Annotated in this window: 15 protein-coding genes, 3 rRNA genes and 2 pseudogenes (1 of these 20 only partly in view); 17 read left to right on the forward strand and 3 right to left on the reverse strand. The window is 52.0% G+C overall.

The genetic code is table 11. The features are described from left to right. From OIM03_01695 to OIM03_01775, 17 genes and pseudogenes are all read left to right on the forward strand, one after another. Window positions 1-2,270 (forward strand): 23S ribosomal RNA (locus OIM03_01695) (it extends 656 nt beyond the left edge of the window). A gap of 78 nt (window positions 2,271-2,348) precedes the next feature. Beyond that, window positions 2,349-2,465: ribosomal RNA gene (gene rrf / locus OIM03_01700) — 5S ribosomal RNA — on the forward strand. 228 nt (window positions 2,466-2,693) lie between these two features. Further along, window positions 2,694-2,810 (forward strand): 5S ribosomal RNA (rrf, locus tag OIM03_01705). Between the two features lie 2,807 nt (window positions 2,811-5,617). Then, complete coding sequence (locus OIM03_01710; GenBank protein HJI72991.1) at window positions 5,618-5,872, forward strand: hypothetical protein; 255 nt, start codon at window positions 5,618-5,620, stop codon at window positions 5,870-5,872. Between the two features lie 672 nt (window positions 5,873-6,544). After that, window positions 6,545-7,444 (forward strand): annotated as a pseudogene (locus OIM03_01715) (hypothetical protein). A 540-nt stretch (window positions 7,445-7,984) separates the two neighbouring features. Then, window positions 7,985-8,134 (forward strand): annotated as a pseudogene (locus OIM03_01720) (hypothetical protein). Window positions 8,135-8,902: 768 nt separating this feature from the next. Further along, on the forward strand, window positions 8,903-9,880 hold the full coding sequence (locus OIM03_01725) for a YadA-like family protein (GenBank protein ID HJI72992.1): 978 nt from the start codon (window positions 8,903-8,905) through the stop codon (window positions 9,878-9,880). Between the two features lie 860 nt (window positions 9,881-10,740). Beyond that, window positions 10,741-11,721, forward strand: coding sequence for an ABC transporter substrate-binding protein (locus tag OIM03_01730; protein ID HJI72993.1), 981 nt, complete (start codon window positions 10,741-10,743; stop codon window positions 11,719-11,721). After that, the gene (locus OIM03_01735; protein HJI72994.1) at window positions 11,718-12,707 is read left to right on the forward strand and encodes an iron ABC transporter permease; all 990 of its coding nucleotides are present in this window, start codon (window positions 11,718-11,720) and stop codon (window positions 12,705-12,707) included. The genes OIM03_01730 and OIM03_01735 overlap by 4 nt, the downstream gene beginning before the upstream one ends. After that, window positions 12,707-13,486 (forward strand): ABC transporter ATP-binding protein, encoded by a 780-nt coding sequence (locus tag OIM03_01740; GenBank protein HJI72995.1) that lies wholly within the window; start codon window positions 12,707-12,709, stop codon window positions 13,484-13,486. Before OIM03_01735 ends, OIM03_01740 begins: the two co-directional genes overlap by 1 nt. A gap of 88 nt (window positions 13,487-13,574) precedes the next feature. Beyond that, window positions 13,575-14,231: a MotA/TolQ/ExbB proton channel family protein gene (locus tag OIM03_01745; protein HJI72996.1), complete on the forward strand. Its 657-nt coding sequence runs from the start codon at window positions 13,575-13,577 to the stop codon at window positions 14,229-14,231. Then, window positions 14,228-14,647: a biopolymer transporter ExbD gene (locus OIM03_01750; protein ID HJI72997.1), complete on the forward strand. Its 420-nt coding sequence runs from the start codon at window positions 14,228-14,230 to the stop codon at window positions 14,645-14,647. The genes OIM03_01745 and OIM03_01750 overlap by 4 nt, the downstream gene beginning before the upstream one ends. Next, window positions 14,637-15,320: a TonB family protein gene (locus OIM03_01755; protein ID HJI72998.1), complete on the forward strand. Its 684-nt coding sequence runs from the start codon at window positions 14,637-14,639 to the stop codon at window positions 15,318-15,320. The genes OIM03_01750 and OIM03_01755 overlap by 11 nt, the downstream gene beginning before the upstream one ends. 83 nt (window positions 15,321-15,403) lie before the next feature. After that, a complete protein-coding gene (locus OIM03_01760; protein HJI72999.1) occupies window positions 15,404-17,377 on the forward strand; it encodes a TonB-dependent receptor in 1,974 nt (657 codons plus the stop codon). Window positions 17,378-17,388: 11 nt separating this feature from the next. Continuing rightward, entirely contained in the window at window positions 17,389-17,913 is a 525-nt protein-coding gene (locus OIM03_01765; GenBank protein ID HJI73000.1) for a flavodoxin family protein, read from the forward strand. 10 nt (window positions 17,914-17,923) lie between these two features. Beyond that, window positions 17,924-19,321, forward strand: coding sequence for a heme anaerobic degradation radical SAM methyltransferase ChuW/HutW (gene hutW / locus OIM03_01770; GenBank protein HJI73001.1), 1,398 nt, complete (start codon window positions 17,924-17,926; stop codon window positions 19,319-19,321). A gap of 243 nt (window positions 19,322-19,564) precedes the next feature. Then, window positions 19,565-19,951 carry a metal-dependent transcriptional regulator gene (locus OIM03_01775; GenBank protein HJI73002.1) on the forward strand — a complete coding sequence of 129 codons (387 nt, stop codon included), beginning with the start codon at window positions 19,565-19,567 and terminating at the stop codon, window positions 19,949-19,951. Window positions 19,952-20,030: 79 nt separating this feature from the next. Here the strand turns inward: OIM03_01775 and OIM03_01780 are convergent, their stop codons facing one another. The 3 genes from OIM03_01780 to OIM03_01790 are packed head-to-tail and all read right to left on the reverse strand — an operon-like array spanning window position 20,031 to window position 21,982. Next, window positions 20,031-20,372 carry a hypothetical protein gene (locus tag OIM03_01780; protein ID HJI73003.1) on the reverse strand — a complete coding sequence of 114 codons (342 nt, stop codon included), beginning with the start codon at window positions 20,370-20,372 and terminating at the stop codon, window positions 20,031-20,033. A 39-nt stretch (window positions 20,373-20,411) separates the two neighbouring features. Next, window positions 20,412-21,254, reverse strand: a complete 843-nt coding sequence (locus OIM03_01785; protein ID HJI73004.1) for an IS3 family transposase — start codon at window positions 21,252-21,254, stop codon at window positions 20,412-20,414. A gap of 29 nt (window positions 21,255-21,283) precedes the next feature. Then, a complete protein-coding gene (locus OIM03_01790) occupies window positions 21,284-21,982 on the reverse strand; it encodes a helix-turn-helix domain-containing protein (GenBank protein HJI73005.1) in 699 nt (232 codons plus the stop codon). Window positions 21,983-22,003 lie beyond the last annotated feature (21 nt).

Consider the following 22,003-nt stretch of genomic DNA (forward strand, 5'->3'; position numbering starts at 1 on the left):
GAAGCGAAAGCGAGTCTTAACAGGGCGAATAGTTGGACTGCATAGACCCGAAACCACAGTGATCTACCCATGTCCAGGTTGAAGCACAGGTAAAAATGTGTGGAGGACCGAACCTATATCCGTTGAAAAGGGTTAGGATGAGGTGTGGGTAGGGGTGAAATTCCAATCGAACGTGGAGATAGCTGGTTCTCCCCGAAATAGCTTTAGGGCTAGCCTCAGGGTAAAGATTGCAGGCGGTAGAGCACTGATCAGGAGAGGGACCTACCCGGTTACCAAACCCAGTCAAACTACGAATGGCTGCAATTATACCTGGGAGTCAGACTACGACTTATAAGGGCCGTGGTCAAAAGGGAAACAGCCCAGATCATCAGCTAAGGTCCCAAATGCCGTGCTAAGTGGCGAAGGATGTGGCGTTTCATAAACAACCAGGATGTTGGCTCAGAAGCAGCCACCATTTAAAGAGTGCGTAATAGCTCACTGGTCGAGAGACGCTGCGCCGAAAATGTCCGGGGCTCAAGCACGGAACCGAAGCTATGGCATTGCTTAATGCAATGGGTAGGGGAGCGTTCTTATGGGGAAGAAGCATTACCGTAAGGAGATGTGGACACATAAGAAGTGAGAATGCCGGTATGAGTATCGAAAAGAAAGGTGAGAATCCTTTCCACCGAAAGCCCGAGGGTTCCTGAGCAACGATCGTCGTCTCAGGGTAAGTCGGGACCTAAGCCGAGGCACAGACGCATAGGCGATGGACAACAGGTTGAAATTCCTGTACCGGATGGAGTCATTTGAGCAATGGAGTGACGCAGGAGGGCACATGATCGCGCGACTGGAAGAGCGCGTCCAAGTGCGTATGTTGAATCGGAGGCAAATCCCCGATTCTGAAAGCAGAGACATGATGGGGAGTTATAAGCGATTATGACGAACTCATGGATCCCACACTGCCAAGAAAAACTTCTAGCGAGACGAAATCCGCCCGTACCGTAAACCGACACAGGTAGGCGGGGAGAGAATCCTAAGGTGCGCGGGAAAACCCTCGTTAAGGAACTCGGCAAATTGCATCCGTAACTTCGGGAGAAGGATGGCCCTGAGTAGGCGAAGTGCAGAAACGCACGGAACAGAAAAGGGTGGCAGAAAAGAGGCCCAAGCAACTGTTTACCAAAAACACAGGTGCCTGCGAAAGCGAAAGCTGAAGTATAGGTGCTGACGCCTGCCCGGTGCTGGAAGGTTAAGGAGAGAGGTTAGCGCAAGCGAAGCTTTGAACTGAAGCCCCAGTGAACGGCGGCCGTAACTATAACGGTCCTAAGGTAGCGAAATTCCTTGTCGGGTAAGTTCCGACCCGCATGAAAGGCGTAATGATTTGGGCGCTGTCTCAACGAGGGGCCCGGTGAAATTGAAATACCTGTGAAGATGCAGGTTACCCGCGACTGGACAGAAAGACCCCATGGAGCTTTACTGCAGCTTGAGATTGAATCCCGGTGGCAGACGCACAGGATAGGTGGGAGGCTTTGATGTAGTGACTTTGGTTGCTGCGGAGCCAATGTTGGGATACCACCCTTCTGTTGCTGGGATTCTAACGCGAAGATTAACAACCTTGCGGACCATCTCAGGCAGGCGGTTTGACTGGGGCGGTCGCCTCCGAAAGAGTAACGGAGGCGCCCAAAGGTTCCCTCAGGCCGGACAGAAACCGGCCGAAGAGTGCAAAGGCAGAAGGGAGCTTGACTGCGAGACAGACAAGTCGAGCAGAGACGAAAGTCGGGCTTAGTGATCCGGTGGTACTGCGTGGAAAGGCCATCGCTCAACGGATAAAAGCTACCCTGGGGATAACAGGCTAATCTCTCCCAAGAGTTCATATCGACGGGGAGGTTTGGCACCTCGATGTCGGCTCATCACATCCTGGAGCTGGAGTAGGTTCCAAGGGTTGGGCTGTTCGCCCATTAAAGTGGTACGCGAGCTGGGTTCAAAACGTCGTGAGACAGTTTGGTTCATATCCATCGCGGGCGCAAGAAGTTTGAGGGAGGCTGCTCCTAGTACGAGAGGACCGGAGTGGACGGATCGACGGTGTACCAGTTGTCACGCCAATGGCACGGCTGGAAAGCCGCATCCGGAAAGGATAAACGCTGAAAGCATCTAAGCGTGAAGCCCGTCCCAAGATGAGACTTCTCATCAGCAATGAGTAAGACCCCTTAAAGACGATGAGGTTGATAGGCTGTGAGTGGAAGAGCCGCGAGGCTTGGAGCGACGCAGTACTAATAGGTCGAGGTCTTAACTTAAATTTCACAAAAGCACGACCGGCTTGAAAGAGCCTTCGGAACTTCTTCTGTATAGTTTTGAGAGAACAGACTCTCAGATTCAGTGGCGATAGCTGTGAGGATACACCCGTACCCATGCCGAACACGGTAGTTAAGCTCACAAACGTCGAAAGTACTTGGCTGGAAGCGGCCTGGGAGGATAGGAAGCTGCTGATTAACCTAGAAGCATCAACCTTTACTGGTTGGTGCTTCTTACATTCTGTCAACAAGGGATATTCCCTTCACTGGAAATATCCCTTTCATATATATGCGAAGCCGAAAGGCATTCTCCATTCGCAAAATGGGGGACCTCTCGCGAGGACCCCATTCCATATATGTAAAAAGACCGGCATAGCCGATCGATGGCAACACGGACTTCCATAGGAACTCCGTTTGGCATAAAGATTCAGTGACGATAGCTGTGAGGATACACCCGTACCCATGCCGAACACGGTAGTTAAGCTCACAAACGCTGAAAGTACTTGGCTGGAAGCGGCCTGGGAGGATAAGAAGTTGCTGATTAATAAGGAAGGACACCAATCATTGCGATTGATGTCCTTTTTGCTTTGTATGAATACCTACTGCCGTTTCTTGGCCGGAATGGCTGAGAGGAACAAGTAGAGCTGATTAATAAAGAGGACACCAATCCATGCGATTGATGTCCTTTTTGCTTGCCTTTTTCGAGCGCAGCGAGGTTTAAGGGTGTCAGAGCTCGCCCCGTAGGAGGAGCTGGAGGCCTTTGACCTTGCCCTGGAAGGGAAGGTGCGCCGTATACCAGTTGATATAAGCGGTAGCAACACAAATGTCTCATAAGTTAGTGTGCGGGGCGGATGAGTTGCATTTCCACGGACGAAGTCTGGTTGTATGGTTTTAAAGGTTCATCTCCCAGCCTGCAAGGCGGCTGTATGGTTTTTATCATGCTTTTACTTACCGCTCCCGCAACACCGCCAAAATGCCAAGGTACGCTTTCTTATCAAAAGGCTCTTTCTTATCACACCTTCACAACCGCCAAGTATGGCGAATCGGAAAACATGCCAACCGAAAGGCTTCCCCACGGGGGAGCTGGCGCCGGAGGCGACTGAAACAGCAGTTCCTCAGCCGAAGGCTGGTTTAAGGGTGTTGACCTTGCGCCGAAGGAGAAGGTACCGGCGAAGCCGGGGAATACAGTAGTCCCTAGGCCATGGGCTGGCTGTGTGGTGTTATCATGTTTTACCACCGCTGCTACAGCACCGCTAAAGGGCTAAGGTATACTTTCTTATCAATAGGCTCTTTACAAGAATACCGTACAACCTCGCTGCGCTCGAAGAACCTTTTATAAAAGCCAATGAATAATCAACCCTATCCGCCCGGCATAAGAATGTGAGGCCGGGCACCTTCCCCGTCTGGGAAGGCGAGTATCGTTCCCCGACACTTCACGGTGGGCATAAGCTGCCGTCTTATTCTCATTTACTGTTATAAGTGCTCATCTCTTCATACATTTTGTTTAATTTTATACTAATATTAAAGATTTTCAATCACGCGTTTAAAAATATACCAAGGGCTGCATACATATCTAGAAAATCTCATTTGAGACTGTTTGGTTTCATTTGATACACTTAAGTCTTTCGTATAAGAGAAATAAAACCATACTTTTTTCATATGGCTCAAAGGAAATCAGGATAATTTCACGAAAAGATGACAATAAATTGCGTTTATTTGTAAGTTTCTGAACATTCCGTAAAACTGCCAGATTTCGACCTTGAGTTACATAGTATACATGCCTAAATTGATAATTTCTATAGATAATTTCGGATGATTTGAAAGAAAGAATGTATAAACATAGGATGAAGGGTATACTTTTTGCCACGTATGAATTTTGAGGTATGTATATACTATACAGATAGCATATACATCGCTAATACGCCATATGATAGAAAGTATTGAGCTTATCGAGGTCTTCTATTATAATTTAAGTATAGATAAATATCTCGATTTCCAGTCGAGAGGGTCGTTGATTTAGGCAGGAGTGTGGTAAGGCATTAGATATATATTTAACTTTTCTGCAGTAGTTGATCGTAACGGGGGAGCCGCTTCCGGGTGTCGGGGGACGCCGCGGAGGGGCTGAGCAAGAGTTTCTTGCATAAGGAATCATAGATGATCAAGCTGCGGGCTGAGTAGTCCCGGTGGGGGCCGGGATGATCTCTGGCAGTCAGGTAATTCAGTTTACCGTAAAAGCAGGTCTGACAGAACGGGGGAGCTGCTTCCGGGTGTCGGGGGACGCCGCGGAAGGGCTTGCAGGGTCTCTATCTTGCATAAGGGAATTATAATAATTGATCAGACTTGCGACTTGGGCAGATTTCGGCGGGGGCCGGGATCCGCCCAGTTTTTATTTCCGATTGCGGATCGGCATAAGGACCTATGATTCCTGAAAAATAAAGAATAACGGATTTTAACGGATTATGATTTTCATGCCTTCCCACATTTTTATATACCACTCAGGACAATCAGCCATCTTCACTCCCAGGAGATGGCTGATTGCCTTTTTAGGTGGAGACAAGGACGGAAGTTAAGGAAATCAGGACGCAGGACGGCGGAGTTGTAGGGGATGCAATGGATGAAAGGAGAAAGTGAGAACATGAAAAGATGAAAAGGTGGAAAGATGAAAAGATGATAAAACCACACAACCGGCTTGCAGCCTAGGAGATGAACCTCCTCAGGCGCTTCCGCGCCAGCTCCCCCTACGGGGCGAGCTCAAACACCCTTAGACCGAACTTCGTTCGAGGGAAAAGTAAAACCATACAACCGGACTTCGTCCGAGGAAATGCTGTATCCGTTTACACCTTCCCTTCCAGGGCAAGGTCAAGACCGGCCTACGGCCCTACTTCCCCGTCTGGGAAGGCGAGGGTTAGCGATGCCCGGAAAATGCCTATTTCCTCTTATATTGCTTTTACATAATTACTCGCAAAGGTTTGGATATCTTTGCGGGGTTCTTTTGCATATTCTGCATGCTTTTCCGTATGGATGATTATTTTAACGGACGAATTCTGCTTTCTTGTATACTATCTCTCTAGCTTATCATTTCTTTTGAAGTACCTATCATTATTGATTATATCTTGAAATCAATACAGATATTTAGATATGTTGTTTAAGTTGGCTGTATATACTATGATTTAGTTATAAAGACATATTTAGATATAGGCGGTAAGTATTGTCTGAAAGAAGGTACAGCCGCAGCGAATGGGCGTGGTTCTCCCGATGGACTGGGGGGTCTGCATGACGGGTGATGGAGCGCAGCGCTGCGGGATCGACGTTATTTCAGGCGTCTTCGGGCGTCGGAAACGGGGGAACGTATGAGAAAATGGAATAGAAAGACTATGTATGCCGCCTTTTGCGCGTTGGCACTGACCGGGGGGTCTGTCTTCGCGCAGACGGCTGTGAATCCTGCTGGCACGGCGGCGGATGCGTCGGGGGTTGCCATCGGGACGGGAAGTTATTCGCAGAATATCGGGGTGGCAATCGGGCAGAATGCGAGTGCAGTGACATCCAGTTCTGTGGCGATTGGTCCGAATACGAAGGCTGGCCGTGCGAATATGGATGATCCGTAGGATCCGCGTAACCGCACGACGGTGGGAAAGATGGCGAATGTGGCTATCGGCTCGGGGGCCGAGGCTGAAGGCGGCCGTATTATTTCCATCGGCGAGAATGCGGGCAAGGGTGTCCCGGATAACTGGAACATCCACAATGTCAATATCGGCACGCAGGCCGGCGGCGCTTCGAAGGAAAGCAACAGTGTAGCCATCGGCTATCAGGCAGGTTTCATGGAAAGCGCTGGAGCCAAGCAGGCACAGGCGGATAGGGCGGACGGTACGCGCGCGGCGAATCTGTATATCGGAAGCCAGGCGGGCCATAATTCGTATTCGTATGGAAATATCGCCCTTGGCACGCAGGCCGGAGATAATGTCAATGATACGCGCTCGAACAATAATATTTCCATCGGTTCCAATGCCGGTCAGTACATGAAGAGCAACGACGGCGTGAACGAGAAGTTCATAGGCTACGGGCCTGGTGGAAATATTGCCATCGGCGCGGCTGCTGCGCAGAGTCTTGCCGGCGACGACAATGTTGCTATCGGGGGCCTGGCAGGAAGAAATTCTAAGGGCGACAACAATGTGTTCATGGGCCATCTTGCCGGGTACCAATCTACGTACCATGCCTCGGTCGTTCTTGGCGGCCAGACGGGCGGCGGTGATCCGAACGCTGTCCATGACAAGGATGTCATGATCGGCAACTATGCGAATGGAGCGGCGACGGGAAATACAAGAAATGTCATTTCCATCGGCTCTTCTCCTATCGCAGAGGGATATGAATCCATTGCCATCGGCTTCAATGCGAAGGCAAAAGCAAACAATGCGAATGCCATGGGCCGCATGGCTACGGCCACAGCCCTCGACTCGATTGCCGTCGGCACAGCCACAGAAACGTCCGGTGAAAAGGGCATTGCCATCGGTTATCAGTCCAATGTATCCGGCGAGAATTCGATTGCCATCGGGCGCGAGCTCAAGGTCAGCGGCGCGAATTCCGGCGCGTTTGGCGATCCGAGCACGGTTTCAGGAAACGGGTCTTACTCGTTCGGTAACAATAATACGATTTCCAAAGATGGTACATTTGTCCTTGGAAGTAATGTAACAGCGTCTCAGGCAAACAGTGTCATCCTGGGGCAGAATTCGACAGACCGCGCAGCGACATCTGTCAATCAGGCAAAGGTAGGAAGCGTTACTTACGGCGGATTTGCAGGTGTTGGCAGCGAGGCGAATGGCGTCGTCAGTGTGGGCGCAGCCGGCAAGGAACGCCAGGTCATCCATGTGGCAGCTGGTGAAATCAGCGCATCGAGCACGGATGGTATCAACGGCAGCCAGCTCTACAGTGTGGCTTCAAAAGTCAGCGAAAACGCAGATGCGATTACTAATATCAACACGAAGATCGATAACGTGGCTGCCGCTTCTACCCATTACTACAGTGTCAAGAGCAGTGAGCAGGGCGATGGCTCCAACTACAATAATGACGGTGCCAAAGGCAGGAATTCACTGGCAGCCGGCGTGAATGCTTCGGCGAAAGGATTCGAATCCACAGCCATCGGTTATGGCGCCAAAACGACGCAGGATAATGCAATCGCTGTCGGCAACGGAAGCCAGTCCATCGGCAAGAATGGTATTGCCATCGGAACCGGAGCTGTAGCAGGCTCGACTGGCAGCAACTATATCTATGGCAATATCGCCATCGGTACAGGCGCCAATTCTGCTGGCGGCGTTGCTATCGGCGATAATTCCAAGGCCGGAAGTCTCAGCCTGGCAGCCGGGATTGGATCAGAAGCCGGTGACCGCGCGGCGGCTGTGGGCTATTCCAATAATGCGTCGGGCCAGTGGTCCACTGCTGTGGGCGTAGGCAATGAAGCTACGGCTCTTTCCTCTACGGCTGTGGGCAGCGGCAACAATGTATCCGGAGAAAACTCTGCTGCCGTAGGCGTGACAAATGTGGTGGCGCAGAAGGATACCTTCGTCCTGGGCAGCAATGTAACGACGACCCAGGAAAACAGCGTCGTTCTCGGTGCGAATTCCACCGACCGCGCTGCAACGAGTGAAACGAAGGGAACCATCACACTTTCTGATGGAACGACCCGTGAATATGGAAACTTTGCAGGTACGAGCCCGACCGGCGTAGTCAGCGTAGGTGATACAGGTAAGGAACGTCAGATCATCAACGTGGCTGCCGGCAAGATCAGCGCAGACAGCACGGATGCTGTCAACGGAAGCCAGCTCTACAGCCTGGCCGGTGAAGTCGGCAAGAATGCTGATACCATCAACAATATCAATACACAGATCGATACGATCAATACGCAGATTACGAATGTCACCAGCGAAGCAGGAAAGCATACCACCGTCAAGGCTGGCAATAACAAGAACCTGACTGTCACCGAAGGCACGAATGCAGCCGGCGGCAAGGAATACACCGTGGACCTTTCCGAAAATATCAATATCGGCGGACCTGGCAAAGACGGCAAGGATGGTCAGGACGGCCATATGGGCATTAATGGCAAGGACGGCGTTTCCGGTGTAGGCATCGACGGCAAGGATGGCATTTCTGTCAAAGGCGATAAAGGTGAAGTCGGCATCAATGGCAACGATGGCATCTCCATCAAAGGCGCTGACGGCAAAGATGCCGTATCCATCAACGGCAAAGACGGTGTCGGTCATATCGGACTCACCGGACCTGCCGGGACGAACGGCAAAGATGGCACGAATGCGGTAGATATTTCCGTCAAGAACGGTTATAACGGCGCAGACGGCGTCAATGGCGCAACGGGCGTAGACGGCAAGGACGGCATCACTCGTATCGTTTATGAAGACAAGACCGGTGAACATCAGGTTGCAACCCTCGACGACGGCATGAAGTACGGCGGCGATTCCGGTGACGTCATCGCCAAGAAACTGAACAACCAGGTCAACGTCATCGGCGGCATCAAAGATGAATCGAAACTGACCTCTGCTGATAATATCGGCGTCGTTTCTGACGGCAAAGACAACCTGAAGGTCCGTCTGGCCAAAGACATCGACCTTGGCAAGGACGGCAGCGTCAAGATGGGCGATACCGTTATCAAAGAAGGCAGCATCACGACCGGGGACACCACCATCAACAACAATGGCGTCACGATCAATAACGGCCCGTCCATCACGAAAAACGGCATCGACGGCGGCGGAACGACCATCACTAATATCAATGGCGGCAGCGTCGCACCGGGCTCCACGGATGCCGTGAACGGCGGACAGCTCTATAACGTAACAAGAAAAGTCGGAGACCTCGGAAACCGCATCAACAAAGTCGGTGCAGGTGCAGCTGCACTCGCTGCCCTCCATCCGCTCGATTTCGACCCGGATGATAAGTGGGACGTCGCTGTCGGCTACGGCAATTACAGAAATGCCAATGCGGCCGCTGTCGGCGTATTCTACCGTCCGAACGAAGACACCATGGTCAGCGTCGGCGGATCCATGGGCAATGGGGAGAACATGGTCAATGCAGGCTTCAGCGTCAAACTCGGCCAGGGCAACCACGTTTCCACATCCAGAGTCGCCATGGCCAAGGAAATCCTCGCACTCCGCGAAGAAAACAAGCAGCTGAAGAACCGCCTCGACGATATGGACAGGAAACTCAATGCCGTCCTCGGCATCTTCGATCCGTCCAAGGAAAAGACATTCCCGGACGTTCCGGCCAACCACTGGGCATACAAGTACGTCACCACCCTGGCTGGCAACGGTCTCCTCGAAGGCTATCCGGACGGCAACTTCGACGGCGACAGAACCATGACCAGGTACGAATGGGCCGCTCTCTTCTATAGAGCCCTCGAAAAAGGCGCTCCTGTCGATGAAAATATGAAGAAAGCCATGACCGAATTCGCTCCTGAAATGGCAGCCATCGGCGCAGGCCGCTTCAGAGTCGACCGGATCAGCGGCAAGGACAACGACAGAAACAAAGTCGAACGCGTCAGAGTCAACAACGAAGACAACCCGAAGGATAATGACTACAGAGACATCTACGGGGGAAGAATAGAAAAGAAATAAAAGGCCTGAATAAGGGGCGAACGTAAAAAACCGCGGCAGAATGGGAAAAATTCTGCCGCGGTTTTTGCGTGGGGGATGATGAAGAAAACCATACAACCGCAACTGTGCTGCGTGGTAATTAACCCCTTTCGGCGCATGCGCGCCACTTTCCCCTGACGGGGACAGCTTCTGCCGCTCGCACCGCTCAACTTTTTCGTCACTTTCGATGCTTGCCTATGTGAAGGATATGGTTTTCAGCGCAATTAGGCGTCCCCGTTAGGGGAAGCTGTCGAACCTTTAACTCTGATGTTCGACTGAAGGGGTTCAGTATTCATTGCACTTTCCAATCTAAAAAGGTTCATCGAGCAGAGCGAGGTTGTGTGGTGTCTTACATAACAGCTTTCTAAGATTTCCAATCTGAGAGCGAACCTTGGCTTTTTAGCAGAGATGGTGGAGCGGTGGTGAAAACATGATTAAAACCGCACAGCCGGCCCATGGTCTGGGAACTACTGTATTCCCGGTCTCCGACCGGACCTCCCCCTACGGGGCGAGCTCAAACACCCTTAAACCAGCCGTTGGCTGAGGAAAATCGCTAAATCGCTCTTTTCTCCGTATCAAATCCCTCTTTCTGGATCATATTTCCTATCTTGCCAGTCTCCTTTATCGAAGTATTTGAGTATACATCGCACGGCCTGAAACCTTATAAAAAAATCATATAAGAAGATAGAAGTATGCGTTAACGGTAAATATTTGCATTGACGCATACTTTTTTCGGTGATAGAATGCCATGTTAGTTAGTACAGGCTAACTAGTTTCATTAGTACCTGAAACATTGCATAAGGATATCTAAATTATTCGAATTAGGTGAGGTGTAATTTATTTTGAAGAAGTGGTTGATATTTATCCTGGCGTGCTGTCTTCTTGTGACTGCAGGATGCGGGGGAGATAAGGATGGCCGCTCCGCGAAGTCCGATTCAGAGATTGTTCTTGCCTATCCGGAGAGTATGAAGAAGATGGGATTCACGGAGAGTGTGGTGCTGCCGAAGGAGCCACAGCGTGTGGTGTCGCTGGCAAATACGCCGGTGCTTGCTCTGTATGAGCTGGGGGTTCCGCAGGTGGGAATCCCGGATACGAAGATTCTCCAGTGGCCTGAGGGGCTGAAGAAGGAGGCGAAGCTTTTCCAGACGGGGATGCGGTCTTCCATCGATATGGAATCGATATTGACGCTGAAGCCTGACCTGGTGCTTGTCGGCGCGCATGCAAAGGATACGTACGGGAAGATTTTCGAAAGGGAGAAGATTCCTGTGTACTACGTGGCAGCCGGTCCGACGGTTTCTTATCAGGATGTGAAGGATCTGACGCTGATCCTTGCGGATTCTTTGGGGAAGAACAGTCCGAATGCGGAGAAGATCAGGAAGGATTTCTCTTCGATGGAAGAAAGGATGCAGGCAGAGAGGAGCAGGAATCAGGGGAAGAAGGTCATGGTTCTCCAGTCGGCTCCGCCGCAGTTCTATATCCAGAATAAGAACGGGACTGTGGGTTCGATGTTTGATCTCCTGGGTTACACGAATGTGGCACCTTCTGCCGGCGGGACGATGGTTCCTATGAATCAGGAAGCGGCTCTTTCTTATGATCCGGACCTCATCGTCTGCGTGGGCGCGATGAATGGGGAATCGGAGCAGCGGGCGCTGATCGAGGGTGAATTCAAGGATCATGCGGATTACTGGAATCATTTCAAGGCGGTCCGCGAAGGGCATGTCATTTATCTTCCGAAGTGGTTTGCGGTTTCCGGCGGGCTCGATGAGCTCCAGCAGCTGGATGCATTGATGAAGACGCTGAAGGAGGCTGAAGGGAAAGCATGACAGGTCTGATGGAGAGGCGGAGTGCGGCGCTCCTTCTGATCCTTTTTCTGGCGCTGGCGGGTTTGTCTCTCCTGGCTCTGGGCATCGGAAGCGCGTGGTTTTCGCCAAAGGAAATCGTGGAAGGGCTGTGGAATGGTGACAGTACGATTCATCTGGTAGTGCTGAACCTCCGTCTGCCGCGGATTCTGATTGCGATCCTGACGGGCGCTGCACTCTCTATTTCCGGGGCGTTGCTGCAGGCAGTGATGAGGAATCCTCTGGCGGATCCAGGGATCATCGGTGTGTCTGCCGGGGCTGTAACAGCGGCGACGACGGTGATGCTCCTTGTGCCCGGCCTGCTTCTCCTGCTTCCGCTCTTTGCTTTCGGAGGCGCGCTTCTGGCCTGTGTGATTATTTACATTCTGGCATGGAAGGAGGGCGTGGATCCGGTGCGGATCGTTCTTGCCGGGGTGGCGGTGAATGCGGTGCTGGGGTCGTACACGTCTTTCCTGCAGCTTTTGAATTCGGATAACTTGGCCGGTGTCCTTGGTTTCCTGAACGGAAGTCTTTCAGGACGCGGCTGGGATCAGCTCTGGCTGGTAGCAGGATATGCGGGGATCGGCCTTTTCCTGGCGTTCCTCTGCATCAAGGGCGCGAATATCCTGCAGCTCGGGGATGAGATGGCGCTGAGCCTTGGCGTCAATGTGAATGCGTGGCGCATCATCATTTCAGCTGTGGCGGCCTTCCTCGCAGCGGCGACGGTCGCTGTGGCGGGGATGATCGGCTTTGTGGGGCTTGTCGTGCCGCACATGGCGCGCATGATGGCAGGGGCGGATTACCGCTCGCTGATCCCTGTTTCCGCTCTCCTTGGAAGTCTCATCCTTCTGGCGGCGGATACGGCGGGGCGCGTGCTGATTCCGGGCATGGAAATCCCGGTGGGCCTTGTGATGGCGATGACGGGCGGGCCGTTTTTCCTGTACATGCTTCGTAAGAAAGGATATGTGTGATGGAACTGTATGGCGCAAAGCTTGGCATCGGCTACGAAAGGAAACTGGTGCTGAGGGATTTCGACATTTCTGTAAAGAAGGGTGAAATCACGACGCTGATCGGGCCGAACGGGAGCGGCAAGTCTACGGTCCTAAAGACGCTGACGAGGCTGATCGGTGCAAGGAGCGGGACGGTCTTCCTGGACGGCAGGGATCTCAAGGAAATTCCTTCCAAGGAGTTTGCCCGCCATGTGGGCGTCCTTCCGCAGCAGCATCTGGCGCCGCCCAGTTTCAAAGTGAAGGATCTGGTGAGTTATGGCCGCGTGCCTTACCAGCGCTGGTATCAGGGAAATTCCCCGGAAGATGAGGCGGCGGTGGAGCATGCGATGCGCGCGACGGGCGTCTGGGAGCTCCGCGACAAGACGGTGTATGACTGCTCCGGCGGAGAGGCCCAGCGCGTCTGGATCGCGGCGGTGCTGGCACAGGAGCCTGAAATCCTCTTTCTCGATGAGCCGACGACGTTCCTGGATATTTCTTACCAGTACGAAATCATGAGCCTCGTGAAGCGGCTCAACCGGGAGCGTGGCATCGGCGTCGTGATGGTGCTCCATGACCTGGGTCAGGCGATGGAGGTAAGCGACCGGGTCATCGTCATCAAGGACGGCAGGAAGTATGCGGAAGGCCCTCCCGAAAAAGTGATCACATCAGAAATGATGCGGGAGGTCTACCGAGTGGATTGCGACGTGGTGAGCCTGCCGGACAGAAAAAAGCCTGTCCTTGTTTACCGGGAAATCCTGTAATCATCATCGCTTGAAGTCTCAGATTTCCTCTTTTGACAAGCGATGGTTTCCAGAGGAAATCGGGAATTGAACATAAAAGGAGTCGAAAATGAATTTGTTTGCAGCAGGTCTGGATTATTTCGTGAAAGGCGGCTGGGTCATGTACCCCCTGCTCCTCTGTTCGATAGCTGCTGTAGCGATCGGTGTGGAGCGTTTCCTTTTCTTCAAGAAAGCCGACAGCGGCAGGGCCTTCACCAAGGAGTTCTGCCATTACGTGGAAAAGAGTGACTGGAACCATGCCAAAGAGCTCGCGGACAGCACGCAGGGCGAAATCGCAAAGCTGGCGACGATTGTCATGGAGCGTCATGGAAATTATGAGTACCTGGAAAATTTCATCAGCTACCGCGCAGAGCGTGCGATGGATAAGTTCAGCAAGAATCTTTCTTATTTAAGTATGATTGTCACCCTGGCTCCGGTGCTTGGACTTCTGGGGACGGTCACGGGCATGATGGGCGCTTTCAATAACCTGACGCAGCGCATGGCCAATCCGTCGGCAGTCACAGGCGGCCTTGCCGAAGCGATGATCACGACGGTCTTCGGTCTCTGCATTTCCATCGTGGCGGTCTGCTTCCAGTGCTACTTCGGGCGCCGCATGAAGATCATCATGCTGAATCTGGAGGAAATGGGAAATACGCTTCTGGAAGCGGTCCAGAAGAAGTCGGAGCGAAAGACGCTGGGGTTTATGCAAAGAGGTAAGGAAGCATGATCAAGCTCGAAAGACGCAGGCACCATCATGTGGGAATCATGATCAGCCCGATGATCGATATGAGTTTCCTGCTCCTGGTGTTCTTCGTGGTGAATACCATGACGATGAGTGAAGTGAATACGGTGCCGGTCCAGCTGCCATCCGCTTCTTCGGCGCAGCTCGAGGAAAGCACGCCCTTTGCCGTTACGGTGAAAGAGGACGGGAGTCTCTACCTTGGAAAGACGCCTGTTACGAGGGATGTACTTCTGGCAAGGGCCAAGGAAAGGGCTTCGAAGGATCCGAGTTTCTCCATCGTCATTTACGGGGACGGGAAAGTCTCTTATGAGTCCATCGTCAAGCTCCTGGATGACTGCAAGGAAGCCGGCATCACCCGGGTGGGGCTTGCGGTAGAACAGGCGGCGCCGCATGAATCTTAATGATACGGAGAAGGGGATGGCCATCTCTCTGGCGGCGCATTTCCTGGCGTTTCTTCTGATCGGGATTGCGGGATTTCAGACGATGTCGAAGTGGCATGATGAGAGGGTCTATACGGTGGCCGTTGTTTCAGGGCGCCCCGCATCGGCCAAGAAATCATCGGCAAAACCCGCACCGGCGAAGGCCAGGGGAAGCCCGAAGAACTTGGAGAATACGGCTCCGCTTCCGGATGCGCCGGCCATGGCATCAGACATATCGGATGCATCTGAACCCGTTGAGGAAAGCAGCGCCTCTTTCAGCGAAAGCGGAGAGTCTGCCGCCACTGAGGCACAGGGCGGCAGTGAAGGAAGCGGAACGGCAGAAGAACCGTCGGGACCAAGCTTTGATACGGAAGCCATTCAGGCTGATGTATCGCCGACGCTTTCCGGTACCGTGCCGGCTGCTTATCCTGAAGCGCTTCGCCGCCGCGGGATCGAAGGCGAGGTCCGGGTGCAGATGGTTGTCGGAAAAGACGGCTCGGTCGAGTCGGCCACCGTCATTTCCAGCTCAGGCTACGGGCTCATGGACAAGGCGGCTGTCAACGCTGCCTATGGCTACACGTTCAGCCCGGCCTATAAAGAAGGGATTCCGGTACGCTGCTATGCAGTGCGGACATTCCGCTGCAGATTGACTTAATTTATTTCCTGCGGCTCGGGAGGCCGCAAGCGGAAGGTATGCAGCAGGGGAACGCTGCGAATATTTTTAAAGGAGAATGAGTGATGATGTATAAGAAAAATATGGCAAGACAGGCGGTAAGAATTTTATGCATGGGAGCGGCCGCAGGCGCTATCCAGATGGGAGCTGTGATGGCTGTCTCTGCAGCAGACGGGATGGATTCCTATGATGTGGGCGATACCGTCGTAACAGCGACGAAGACGAAGCTGGCTGAAAAGACCGTCCCGATGTCGACGCAGGTCATTACGGAAAAGGATATTAAGGAATCGGGCGCTTACAATGTCCGCGATGCATTGAAGACCGTGGCAGGGCTCAACGTCATGGAAGCAGGGATGACAGGAAATAAGGTGTCCATCCGCGGCATGGGCTCCTCCTCGACACTGATCCTCTTAGACGGCATGCGCCTTTCCGGAGAAGATTCGGGCAGCACGATGAATGTATACCAGCTGAACCGTATCAACCTGCAGGATGTGGAACGCATCGAAATCATCCGCGGTTCCAGCTCCGGCCTCTACGGCAGTGATGCAATGGGCGGCGTCATCAATATCACCACGAAGAAGAACAAGGCAAAGGGCGGCTACGTCGGAACGCAGCTCGGATCCCGTGAAAACTCCGTTTACGGCGGATTCTCGACCGGGGATATCGGAAAGCTCAATATGAACTTCAACTACAATCTGACGAAGGTCCGCGCGCAGACGACGAACGGGGAAACAAATATGTACGGGCCGAAGCGTTACTTCGATTTCCAGGGAAATTACAGCTTCAATGACCACAGCGGCCTCGACTTCGGTGCTTCCTTCCTGAAGGAACAGTTCCATGATTTCACGCCAGGTGCTGTTTCGTCCAAGGACATGACGGAATGGTTCGACAACAACCGCTCCGACTACCACGTGAAGTACTGGGGCTTCAACGATAAGAATGACTACGAATTCCAGACCTACTACAGCCGCCTTGGCAAGGAATCCAAGAAGAAGACACCGTCTGCATGGTCCGACTTCGACCACTCCGTATACAAGACTTACGTTGTGGAAGGAAAGAATACGTACAAGGCCAATGACGACCACACCATCACTTACGGCGCTGAATACAGGAAACAGGAAGCAGGCGGAACGAGACTCGGCTCCGGCGCTTTCAATGAATACACTGATACGTACCTGGGCATCAGCAAGCCGTACTCTTCAGCGAGCGTGGAATCCTACGCAGCATACCTGCAGGATGAATGGAAGATATCCGACAAGCTCTTCTTCGTACCGAGCCTCCGCTATGACCACCATGGCAGCTTCGGCGCCGCATGGTCCCCGCGTGCCGGCCTGACGTACAACATTGACGACCATACAAGAATCAAGACGAACTACGGCTATGGCTACCGTGCGCCGAGCATTTTCGAACTCTACTCCCATATGGACCGCAATATGGGCAGAATGCAGGTCCAGGTCTGGGGCAACAGCGATCTCGAGGCAGAAAAGTCCAGAACCTTTGATATCGGCCTTGAATTTGAAAGAGGAAACGGCGCCGGCAAGGTGACCTATTTCCATAACAAGATCAAGAACATGATCAATTCCAAGCTGCTCGGCCGCTTCGGAAGAATCGTCCGCTACCAGTATGTCAATATCGACAATGCTGTCATGGACGGTGTCGAAGGGGAATACAGCTACCGCTTCAACAAGCACTGGGATGCCAAGGTGAACCTGACCTACCTGGATGCGAGAGATAAGACGACGAATGAGCGCATTTCTGAAAACGCGCGCATGAACGGCCTCGTGCAGATTTCCTGGACCGATGCGAAGGAAAATCCGTGGACCGCATCCCTCTACAACCTCTGGTACAAGGATTACCTGGACGGCGAAGGAAAGAACTACACCTACAGCACGACCAATTTCATTGTTACCAAGGATCTTTCCAAGTCGACACAGATCTATGCCGGCGTCGACAACATTTTCGACAAGACATTCTCCGATGATGATGATTACTCCATTTACGGACGCACCTGGAGAACCGGCGTGACATTTAAATTCTAAGGGAGGACTTCATGAAAAGTATCGTTTTATATTCGACAAGGACCGGAAATACGAAGATGGTGGCAGAGGCGATCGCTTCTGCGCTGCCGGAGGGGACGCCCTGCCGCAATATCCGCGAGATGAACGAGTCTCTCTCTGATTATGACTGCGTCTTCATGGGCTTCTGGGTGGACAAGGGCACGGCCGATGATGCTTCCAGAAAGGTTCTGGAAAATCTCCATAACCGCCATGTAGCCGTCTTTGCCACTGCCGGTGTCAATCCGGCCAGCAGCCATGCGCAGGACTGCCTCAAGAACGGCGCTTCCCTTCTTCCTGAAGGAAAGAAGCCGGCAGGCACCTTCATCTGCCAGGGCAAAGTCGATCCTAAGCTGATCGAAGCGATGTACAAGCGCTTCCCGGCGGATAATCCGCATGGCAGAAATCCGGAAAGCGAGGCGCGCCATAAGGAAGCTTCCACTCATCCGGATGCAGCAGACCTTGAAAATGCAGCCGCTTTTGCCAGAAATGTGATGAATTTCATCCAGGCTGAAAAGTAAGGAGAGTGCGATGGATTTAAGACAGTATTTTGACCAGCTCACGCCCGAAAAGAGGGTGATGCAGTTCGGAAGGAAGACGGATGAGCCGCTCCGCCTGGCTTTCGATAGCAAGAGGGTCGTTCATGCCGGGATGGGCGGGAGCATGGTGCCGCCTCCTATGGTGCAGAAGGTCTGGCAGGATATGATGGCAAAGCCCGTGGAAGGGCATCCGACGCAGATGGCTTATATCCATATCCCCTTCTGCAAGACGAAATGCCTCTACTGCCCTTTCTTCCAGAACGGGACGAACCAGGACGAAGAGGACCGCTACATCGACCACCTGGTGAAGGAAATCGAGATGGGAGCCGATTCCCCTCGGCTTTCCAGCTCGCCCATCCATGCCGTATTCATCGGAGGCGGTACTCCGACCTCCCTCTCTCCTGAAAATGCAGGCCGCCTGCTTTCCACGATCCAGAGATGCCTTCCACTTGCCAATGATTACGAACTCACCTTCGAAGGCCGCGTGCATGATCTCGTGCCGGAGAAGATGGATGTATGGTTCAAGAACGGCGTGAACCGCATGTCGCTTGGCGTGCAGTCCTTCGATACGAAGGTGCGCCAGGCCGTGGGCCGCATCGACGATGGGGAGACGGTATTCTCCCGCCTGCAGGAGCTTATGTCCTACAACCAGTGTGCTGTCGTCATCGACCTCATGTACGGGCTGCCGTACCAGACGATGGACGTGTGGCACAAGGACGTGGAAACGCTCGTGGAATCAGGCATCGACGGTGCCGATCTCTACCAGCTGAATGTCTTTGAACACAGTGACCTCAATCTGGCCATCCAGAGGGGGAAACTCCCTCCGGCGGCACCGACACAGGTGCAGTCTGCCATGTTCTCCTATGGCAAGAACTACCTCGACGCACAGGGCTACAAGCGCCTCAGTTTCTGCCACTGGGCAAGGAACAACAGGGAGCGGAGCCTTTACAATACGCAGGCCCGCTTCGGCACGCACCTCTTCCCCTTTGGCTGCGGGGCTGGCGGCCATGTCGACGGTCTTTCCACCATGCTCGACCGCAGGCTTCCGGCCTATGAAAAGGCCATCGACGAAGGAAGAAAGCCGATGATGTTCCTGATGAACCAGTCGCCCAATGCCCATCTGGAAGAAGATATCCAGGGACAGATGAACCAGAGCAGGCTCGACCTTGATAAACTGATCCAGAGGGAAGAAAAACTGGCCAGCATGGAATTCCTGGGACCTCTGTGGGAAGACTATGGCCTTTGGAAGCATAACGGCTACCTGTACCAGCTGACCGAAGCCGGCCAGTTCTGGCAGGTCAATATGACGCAGACACTCCTTGAAAGCGTGAACCATCTCATGGGAGAAGAAACGGAAATCCAGCACAGGAGAATCGCCGCGCAGGGCTGATGCTGTTTCCTGACAAGGCAGTTCGCCTGGAAACATAAAATTGGGGCTGTGGCAAAATGTGCCATCATTTTGCCGCGGTCCTTTTTTGCGGCACTAGGGAACGCGCATTTCCCGGGATTTTCTATGCCCAAGCCCCTTTCCCGCCGGTTTGCTATACAGGGGGCGAAAAGTTATAATAGATACACTGTATGGTAAAATACAGCATGAATGGTAAAATGATTCTTGACGAAGGCAGGTGATCTCATGGAAGTACATGAAGCAACAGAAATGTATATGAAGACGATCCTCGTGTTGAAGAAGCGCCTTGGAACAGCGAGATCCATCGACGTGGCCAATGAAATGGGATATTCCAAGCCCACGATCAGCATTGCCATGAAGAAATTTCGCCAGGAAGGCTTGATTACGGTGGATGAATCTAACTGTATCCATCTGACGGACGCAGGGCAGACGATCGCTGAGCGGATCTATGAAAGGCATCAGGTCCTTTCTTACATTCTGGAATCCATGGGCGTTTCCGAAAAGCACGCCCTCGACGATGCATGCAAGATCGAGCATGATATCAGCGATGAAACCTTTACAGCTTTGAAGAAGGAATATGACAGGCTGAAAAAGGAAGAAACGCAGAAATAAAGATTGGACAATAAAAAGAACTATTGCGAAGCGATTTTTCGTTTCACAATAGTTCTTTTTGCTTTTACTATAGTATTCCTTAGTCTCTGGTAAAGAGGTCTCTTGTATAAACCTTTTCCTTCACATCTTCGAGGTCTTTTTCTTCGCGGTTGGTGAGGATGATGTCGCATTCATCCTTGAGCTGCTGGAGGTCTTTCGTGACGGGGATGCCCATGAAGGAGTCTCCCTTGTAAGACGGTTCGTAGATGAGAAGGGGAATGTCCTTGTTCTTCAGACGCTCGATGACGCCCTGAATGGCGGAGGAGCGGAAGTTGTCGCTGCCGCTCTTCATGATGAGGCGGTAGATGCCGGCTTTCTTCGGATTTCTGGCGGCAATGCGGTCAGCGATGAAGGATTGGTGCGGATTTGTTAATACAGACAAATAAATATCATAAAAAATCTAATCGTACTTTAATCTTAATCATGCAGCCATTGGAGCTGCGTTGAATACTTCCATTGGAGCTAAAAGATGTAATTTGCGCTGAATGCGTTTGTTGTTGTAGAAGTAGATGTAGCCGTTGATCATGCTTACCACTGCTTTACGGCTGGTGAATTTACGTGTGTAGTAACGTTCGCGCTTCAGCATTCCCCAGAACCCTTCCATCAGACCGTTGTCTGCACAGCAGCCTACACGGGACATGCTGTGAACCAGTCCTGCTTTTTCAACAATCTTATGGAATCCGTTGCTTGTATACTGGAATCCGCGGTCGGTATGAATCATTGGATGTTCTCCAGGATTCTCTTTAAGTGCCTTTTCCATTGTCTCAAAAGCCAGTGCAGTATTGTTCCTGTCGCCGATGACATAAGAGACAATCCGGCGATCATGGCCGTCAATAATCGCGCTTAAATATAACTTGTGCAAAACTCCATCAGCAGTTGTGTACTTGAATTCAGTGACATCCGTCATCCATCTTGCATTGGACACGCCGGCATCAAAGTCACGGTTCAGCAGGTTTTCAAAAATGTACTTTGGATCCTTTGCGTTACGAGTGCAACCATCGGTCTTGTACTTGATCACGGACTTAATATTAAGTATCCGCATGATACGAAGAACCAGACTGTCGCTTACATTTATATTGATGTTGTCATCCTTCTTGATCCAATCGTTAATCCGGCGGTATCCCATATCCGGATATTCCTGATGGGTTTTCATGACCTCCTGTGCGACCTTTTCTCTCAGCAGTTCACGGCCGCTCTTAATATGATTCAGCCATCCGTAATAAGCTGCCCGGGAGACCTTTGAGAGTCGGCAGAGACTTTCTATGGAGATGTTGGTTTCTTCATGGACTTCTTTTATGGCTTTAAAATCTCTGAGAAGGTGAGTAAGGCTGAATCCTTCGAGGAACGCAACCTTTCCTCTATCTCCATCTTTTTTTTTAGCAGGGCAATCTCTGCTATAAGATCCTTCTGTTCTTCAAGAAGTCTGGCATTCTCCTGACGCAGCTGTTCTTCTTCGGTCCGGGGCGTTTGGAGCCTGATCGGCTTTCCTCTGTAATCCTCAAGACCAACTTCGCCCATTTCCTTGAACTTTTTTACCCATGTGTAGAGCGTTTGGTAGGACATGTTGTACTTCTTGGCTATCTTGTTATAATCGCATCCACTGGCGATGCACTCCTGAACGATTCTGACTCGCTCTTCCTTGACCGATTGCTGGCGTTTGCCCATAAGATCTCCTCCTTCAGAAACGAGGTCTGTCAACTTATGCTCATTATACGCCTCAATCCATGTTTTAAGGGAGAGTGTGCCGGAAATTCTGTATTTGGCACAGACGGAAAGCATGGAAACACCGCCTTTAAGATATTCCTTTACGGCCTGGATCTTCATCTGATTGGAGTAGTAAGACAAATGCTGCCTGGGCCGCAATCCCTTAAAGCCCTCCTCTTTATACCGGAGGACCCATTTCCTGAATGTTATGCGGCTCATATGAAGATTTTCAGCTGCCTGGGTAATCGTAACACCCTGATAGAGATATGAAGCAATCTGGTCTAACATTTCCTCCGGGGACGCTTTGGT

The sequence above is a fragment of the Veillonellaceae bacterium genome (assembly GCA_025992895.1).
GTDB lineage: Bacteria > Bacillota > Negativicutes > Veillonellales > Dialisteraceae > Dialister.